4 protein-coding genes and 1 pseudogene are annotated in these 5,090 nt (G+C 59.6%); 3 read left to right on the top strand and 2 right to left on the bottom strand.

Features of this window, described 5'->3' with window-relative positions; translation table 11 throughout:
• Positions 1 to 658, top strand: a 658-nt coding sequence (rnc, locus tag KH208_RS15170; RefSeq protein WP_367114971.1) for a ribonuclease III, incomplete at its 5' end; no start/stop codon positions are given.
• A 137-nt stretch (positions 659 to 795) separates the two neighbouring features.
• Here rnc and KH208_RS15165 read toward each other — a convergent pair.
• Positions 796 to 1,704, bottom strand: coding sequence for a flagellin (locus KH208_RS15165; RefSeq protein ID WP_291437688.1), 909 nt, complete (start codon positions 1,702 to 1,704; stop codon positions 796 to 798).
• 150 nt (positions 1,705 to 1,854) lie between these two features.
• Positions 1,855 to 3,084, bottom strand: coding sequence for a tyrosine-type recombinase/integrase (locus KH208_RS15160; protein WP_291437686.1), 1,230 nt, complete (start codon positions 3,082 to 3,084; stop codon positions 1,855 to 1,857).
• Positions 3,085 to 3,223: 139 nt separating this feature from the next.
• On the opposite strand from KH208_RS15160, the pseudogene KH208_RS15155 reads away from it, so the two are divergent.
• Together KH208_RS15155 and KH208_RS15575 are read left to right on the top strand one after the other, a co-directional pair.
• Positions 3,224 to 4,441, top strand: a pseudogene (locus KH208_RS15155) (flagellar hook-basal body complex protein); the annotation flags it as partial.
• A gap of 30 nt (positions 4,442 to 4,471) precedes the next feature.
• A complete protein-coding gene (locus KH208_RS15575) occupies positions 4,472 to 4,918 on the top strand; it encodes a flagellar hook-basal body complex protein (protein ID WP_367114972.1) in 447 nt (148 codons plus the stop codon).
• The last annotated feature ends 172 nt before the right edge of the window (positions 4,919 to 5,090 follow it).

Here is a 5,090-nt window from a genome sequence, read left to right as displayed (position 1 = left end):
CCATGTCTTCGCCCGCCCGGAGCTGCTGGAATTGGCCCTGACCCACAGCTCCTGGGCCAATGAGTATTCCGGTGGGCAGCACCATAATGAACGGCAGGAATTTCTGGGCGACGCAGTGCTTGAACTCTGCGTTTCCTGGGAGTTGTTCCGTCGTTTTCCGGAGGCGCGGGAAGGGGAGCTGACCAAGCTGCGCGCGCGCCTGGTGAGCACGGTCAGTCTGGCTGAACGGGCGCGGGAATGCGGCCTGGACGGCCTGCTGAAGCTGGGCAAGGGCGAGGAACGCCAGGGCGGCCGCAGCCGCGATTCCGTACTCAGCGACGTGCTGGAGGCGGTGCTTGCCGCCGTCTACGAGGATGGCGGCTTTACCGCTGCGCAGGCGGCAGTGGCCCGCATCTTTGCGCCGCATTGGCCGCGAGCGGCCGGGGAACCGCAGAGGAAGGATTATAAGACGCGTTTGCAGGAAGTGGCGCAGCAATTATTCAGGGAACGGCCGGTGTACGTGCAATCGGCAAGCCATGGCCCGGAACACGCCAAAATTTTTGAAGTTTCCTTGCATCTGCCGGACGGCAGGGAATTCACGGCCAGCGGCACAAGCTGCAAAAAAGCCGAGCAGGAAGCCGCCCGACAAGCCTTGAAGTCGCTGGAACATGCCGAATAAAATCCGGATGCGCGCCTCGTTCCGGCGTCATAAGCCGATACATCACGCGAAAGCCGGGCCGGAGAATTTTTCCCGGCCCGGGGGCACGGCCCCCGGGCCTCCCGTCTTTGGTCTGCCACAGCCTATGTCGAGATGGCCTAGCCGCCGATGAGCTGCATGGCCATCTGGGGCAGCGAGTTAGCTTGCGAAAGCATGGCTACCGCACTCTGACTCAAAATCTGGGTACGGACGAATTGCGTCATTTCCGTGGCGACGTCCACGTCGGAAATGCGGGATTCCGCGGACTGGAGATTTTCAGCCTGAGTGTTCAGGTTGGTGATGGTATTCTCCAGACGGTTCTGCATGGCACCCAGGTGAGCGCGGATCTTGTCCTTGGATACGATGGCATCCGTCAAAGCCACCAGGGATTGCTGGGCCGCTTCCTGGGTCGAAATGGTGCCGCCGGCGCGCAACTGGCCGGTATCAGGGTTAATGGCCTGGTTGCCTACGCCCAGGGCCGAGGCCGTGCAGCTGCCGATGGTAATGTAATAGTAGTCCTCGGCGGAATCATTGCCCGTGCCGAAGTGGACCTTCAGCTTGCCGGTGGCGGTCAGGCCGCTGCCGTCGTGCGAGCTGGAGGATAGGGTGCCGTCCAGAAGCTTGATGCCGTTGAAGTCCGTGGCATTGGCGATACGGGTAATTTCCGAGGCCATGGCCTGGTATTCGGACTCGATCATCAGGCGCTGGGTGGAATCATAGGTGCCGGTGGCGGCCTGTTCGGCCAGTTCCTTCATGCGGGTCAGTTTTTCGTCGATGACGCCCAGCGCGCCGTCGCCGGTCTGGATCAGGGAAATGGCGTCGTTGGCATTGCGCGCGCCCTGGTGCAGGGTAGCGATGTCCGCGCGCTGCAATTCGCGGATGGCCAGTCCGGCGGCGTCGTCAGCCGCGCTGTTGACCCGCAGGCCCGTGGAAAGGCGCTCGGTGGACTTGCTCAGTTGTGAATAATGCGCATTCAGGTTTCGGGCCGTGTTGGCGGCCATCATATTGTGGTTAATGACCAAAGACATGGGACACCTCCTGGGGTGGTTACTAAGCTGTGTCCATGATTTGCAACCCATGTGCCAAGTTTATTTTATATTTATATTTTAATATGTTATTGAATTGTATTGCGGGTGGGGAAAATTTTTCCTCCTACTGAGTGCTGCATTTTTGGCGCGTTACGCGACTCTTTTCCGGTCCGTTGCGGGAGCCGCCTGTGCCGCTTCTGTGCCACGCGGCGGAACGGCGGATTGAACCGCGCAGGCTTCTCGCAGACAGTCGTCAATGACGCACGCGGCGCGTCGCAGGGCGCTGTCCGCCAAGTGGGCATAGCGCAAGGTCATCTGTGGGCTTTCATGGGTCAGCAGGCGCTGGAGGCTGAAGAGATCCACCTGACCGCTGGAGGCGAGCCAGGAGGCATAGGTATGCCGCAGCCCGTGCAGCATGCGGAAGTCTTTGGGAAGACCGCAGAGTTCCCGCACCCGGCGGCAAAAAGCGCGCGCCTCGACACGCTTGCCGCCGTTTTTGCCTGGGAAGAGGTAAGGGGAATCCGTCCGTTCAATATGCTCCAGAATGGCGCGGACAACTGGCGTCATGGGCAGATAAGCTGTACGTCCTTTTTTGGCATGCTCGCCGCGCAGTATGAGCACGCCTTGCCGAAAGTCCAGATCGTCCCATTGCAGACCGAAGAGCGCCTTGCGGCGCAAGCCTGTGGCCAGAGCCAGGCGCAACAGGGCGGCCAGATTGCGCTCGGATGAAGCGTCCAGTACCTGGAAGAGCCGTTTGGCCTGCTCCGGACTCAGACATTCCGTTTTCTGATTGTCCACCCTAGGCATCTCAAAACGCAGGAGGGAGGGATCCGGCGGCTGGCAAAGGCCGCGTGAAACCGCCCAGCGGATGATGCGGCGCAGCAGGCCCAGAACGTGTTTGATGGTCTGCGGGGCTTTGCCCTGAGCGAACAGTTTTTCCCGCAGGGCGTCCAGTTGCGCTGTGCGCAGCTGATCCGTCGTCAGGCCGTGCAATTCAGCAAAATGTTTGTAATTGCAGGCGTCATGCATGATGCCCGCCCTTTGGGCGTGCGCGGCCCGGTAATGCGCCCAGAGGCCGGAAATGGCGATTTTTTGTTGTTCGGCGGCTTGAGCCGCTTCCCGGACGGTCCGTGCCAATTCCCTTTTTTCTTTCAGGGTCACTGGCCCCTCGCCAAGACGAGCGGCCGCCCGCAGTTTGGCCAGTTCGTCGCGGGCCTTGGCCAGGGTCCAGCCCCTGCTGGCCCAGCCGAGGGCCTCCTGCTTTTTCACGCCGTCCACGCTGTAGCGCAATACAAAATATCTGTCCGGCAGCGCACCGTGTCTGCGCGTGGGATGAATGCGGACGCGAATGCCGACGTCCAGCCTCTGCCATTCAACCATTGTTCTGCTCCGTTAGGCGATGGTCATTATGCCGCCGCTGTGCCGCCCATCTCTTGCGGCTCGGCGATTCTGACGCGCATAACAGCGTCCCCGCTGCCGTGCCAAGGCAAAAACGCGGAGACCCGGTGGCTTCAAAAGCCAGCGTATGGATTTCAATGATTACCTGTACATGAATGGCAGCAGCGCCGGCGGCCCCACCCAGATCGGCGCGGGCGTGAGCACCTATGCCGTGCTGGGCGACTACTCCCAGGGCGCGCTCGAAAATACCAATTCCGGCACCGACCTGGCCATTGACGGCAACGGTTATTTCAAGGTGCGTAAGCCCAACAGCGATGAAATGTACTATACCCGCGCCGGCAATTTTTATTTCGATAAAGATCGCCAGCTTATCAATCCTCAGGGGTTGCATGTACAGGGTTGGCGTGTGGACAATTCCACAAATCTGACTTTCAACTGCGGCGCTACCAGTCTGGGCAGCACCTCCGCAACGGAATCGTCCTATGTGGGCAGCGGCACGCCTACGGATATTGTGCTGGATATGTGGAACCTGCCGCCGCAGCAGACCCGTAGCGTATTCTTTACCATGGGCCTGACCACCGACGCGGGCAGCGACAAAACCACCAATGCGGACAATCCCATGTCCGCGCTCTGGAACCAGTGGGACGGTACGGCTGAAACGCCCTTGTCCGACAAAGCTTATGTGGGGCACTCCAGTATCGACGTCTACGACGAGGGCGGTACCGAGCACACCATGACGGTCTATTACGATCAGGTGGCCCTTGAGAACGACGGCTACAAGATTTCAGGGCTCCCGAAGGGCTACACGGTTTACGAGTACTTGGTGACCATTCCCCCGTCCGAGGACAAGCGCACTTACGGCGGCACCATCACCTACGACGCCGAGGGCAACCCGCAGATAACCGGCGAGGATACCTTTGCCGGCACCAGAAAGGCCGGCGTGCTGATGACAGGGCATCTGATCTTCAATGAAAGCGGCCAGTTGGTCAATCAGACGGCCTACACCTATGGCGCCGACGGTCTGGATAGGGCTAACGCCCCTCTGGTTGCGGATACACCCTGCGATCAGGATCCCGACAACATGGCCTCCTGGCAGCCCACCAAGATTTCCAGCAATGGTCTGCCCGTGTTCACGGCCAACTTCGACGGCAAGCCTCTGGCCAACTGCGTGTCTGAAACGGCGGCCAACGGCGGCACCCCATACAGCATTGCGGAAAACTATATCGTTGAGCTTGACCTGGGGTTGAGAAATACCGCCAATAATCCGGCCTGGAACAATGCCGCCGCCACATCCTTGGCCAGTCTGACGACCCGGGCTGTTCCTCCCGCCACACAGAAGACTCTCGACTTTTCCGCTACGGGCGCCACTATGACGTCGCCCAACCGGGAAAGCACCGCCAGTTTCCTCAAGCAGGGCAAGTCCGTCGTGCAGAATTCGGATGCGGATGGTTACGCTGCGGGAATTTTGAGCACCTATCAGATTGACGAAAACGGCATCGTCTCTGGTTTCTATGACAACGGCGAAACCCTGGCCTTATGGCAACTGCTTCTCTGCGATTTTGACAATCCTCAGGGGCTTCACCGGGAAGGCGGCAATCTTTTCTCTGAAACCAAGGAATCCGGCAAGGCGCGTCAGGGCGTAGCCAATGACGACGGTTTCGGATCAACCAACGCTTACCATGTCGAGCAGTCCAACGTGGACATGTCCCGTGAGTTCGTCCAGATGATCACCACCCAGCGGGGTTTCCAGGCCAACTCCAAGGGCATCACAACCGTGGATGCCATGCTGGAGACGATCATAGGTATGAAGCGCTAACGGCGCGGAGAGGAAGGCATGCCCAAGGCTGGAGTTTCAGAAAAAATGAACAGGGTGATTCAGCGCTCCCAGCCGGAAATCAAAACCACCCGCATAGCGGGTGGTTTGCTCCAGCCCTATAAGGGCTTGTTACCGGCCAGCGTCTAAAGGCGCCGGCTTTCACTTTGTTCAA

The sequence above is a fragment of the Desulfovibrio sp. genome, from assembly GCF_018379785.1.
Taxonomy (GTDB): domain Bacteria; phylum Desulfobacterota; class Desulfovibrionia; order Desulfovibrionales; family Desulfovibrionaceae; genus Desulfovibrio.
This window is presented reverse-complemented; position numbering and strand designations above follow the sequence as displayed.

Bases quoted from the DNA above. Each gene is read 5' to 3' on its own strand.
- KH208_RS15165 (WP_291437688.1), bottom strand. From the start codon at position 1,704: ATGTCTTTGGTCATTAACCACAATATGATGGCCGCCAACACGGCCCGA.
- KH208_RS15160 (WP_291437686.1), bottom strand. From the start codon at position 3,084: ATGGTTGAATGGCAGAGGCTGGACGTCGGCATTCGCGTCCGCATTCAT.
- KH208_RS15575 (WP_367114972.1), top strand. From the start codon at position 4,472: ATGACGTCGCCCAACCGGGAAAGCACCGCCAGTTTCCTCAAGCAGGGC.